1 protein-coding gene is annotated in these 1,661 nt (G+C 55.6%); it reads left to right on the top strand.

What is annotated here, in order from left to right; genetic code table 11:
- Positions 1–71: 71 nt before the first annotated feature.
- Positions 72–1,624 (top strand): IS3 family transposase gene (locus ACIPQ1_RS28715; protein ID WP_250966058.1). Its coding sequence is split into 2 segments (ribosomal slippage): positions 72–534 and positions 534–1,624, totalling 1,554 coding nucleotides; the frame shifts between segments, so codons are not numbered across the junction.
- Positions 1,625–1,661: the final 37 nt, after the last annotated feature.

Genomic DNA, 1,661 nt, shown 5'->3' with positions numbered 1-1,661 from the left:
CCCCCGGTGTCAGGCTAGTTGTCGCCTCTCCAAATTCCTAAAAGCATTTCGGGGGCGGCAAGAGTATGGTCATGCCTTTCTATTCACCTGAACGTAAAGCCGCGTTGCTGAAAATGATGCTTCCGCCCCTTAGTCTCTCTGCAAAAGAGGTCGCGCGTCGTGAGGGTTGCAGCGATTTTTCTCTTTATCAATGGCGCAAACAAGCGGCTGCCCGAGGCTCACAATTGTCCGAAAAAAATCAACCGGTAGAGAACTGGTCAGCCGAGTCAAAACTGACAGCGGTCATCGAAACATCAGCACTATCGGAACTGGAAATGGGCGAATATTGCCGCCGAGTGGGCATTTTCCCTGAGCAGGTCGCCGCTTGGCGCAACGAGTTTATTGCTAACAGCACCCATCAGCCGACCGGTAGAAAAGCTGATGCCGCGCAAGTGCGAGGGGACAAGAAACGCATCCAACAACTGGAACGCGAACTGCGCCGCAAAGATGCCGCTCTCGCTGAAACGGCGGCTCTGCTGGTGCTGCGAAAAAAGCTCAATGCCTACTGGGGAAGCGACGACGAGGACAACTGACCTTGTTGCCAGAACGGTATTTGCTCGTGGGCTGGCTCAACGAAGCCATCACGGCGGGCGCCCGTAGGGCGCCTGCTTGTCAGGAAGTTGGCATTTCGCTCAGGACGCTGCAACGCTGGAGTTTACCGTCCGAAATCCTCGCCGATGGCCGTACGACAACGATCAGGCCCATACCCGGTAATGCGCTCAGTGAACTGGAGCGCCAAAACATCCTGGTACTGTGCAACAGCAAGGCCTATGCCCATCTGCCGCCAAGTCAGATCGTGCCGCAATTGGCAGACGAAGGGCGTTATCTCGCTTCGGAGGCCACCTTTTATCGGGTGCTCAAGGCTGCGGGCCAGCAGCAACACAGGTCACGAGCCAAGAGACCACAGCATCATGTGGCACCGACGACGTATGCCGCGACGTCGGCCAACCAGGTGTGGTCCTGGGACATTACCTATCTGCCCACGCCGATTCGCGGGCAGTTTTACTATCTCTACTTGATCGAAGATATCTACAGCCGCAAAGCCGTGGGCTGGGAAGTCTACGAAGCAGAAAGCGGAGAAAAGGCGGCGGCACTGCTGCAACGAAGCGTGAATCAGGAGAAGTGCTGGCAGCAGCCGTTGGTGCTCCACTCGGATAATGGCGCGCCCATGAAGTCGGTGACACTGCTGTCCAAAATGTACGATTTGGGCATTACGCCTTCGCGAGGACGACCTCGCGTCAGCAACGACAACCCTTATTCCGAGTCGTTGTTCAGAACATTGAAATACTGTCCGCAGTGGCCCTTGGGCGGGTTTGACAGTCTGGATGATGCGCGTGTCTGGGTTCGGGATTTTATGGTCTGGTACAACACCGTGCATCGTCATAGCAGAATCCGCTTCGTCACGCCGGCCCAGCGTCATGAAGGCAAGGACAATGAAATCCTCGCCCGCCGTGACACTGTGTACAGATTAGCTAGAGCGAAAAAACCTGGACGGTGGTCAGGAGAAACACGTAACTGGAGGCCAGTCGGGACGGTGTATCTGAACCCTGAAAGAGAGCTTACTGTGATCGCAAAAGTGGCATAACAAAACGGTGACGCGACAACTACCTTGAAAAACGCCG

The organism is Pseudomonas sp. LARHCG127, from assembly GCF_052871455.1.
The sequence above is the reverse complement of the archived record's forward strand: the minus strand, read 5'-3'. Positions and strand labels throughout refer to the sequence as shown.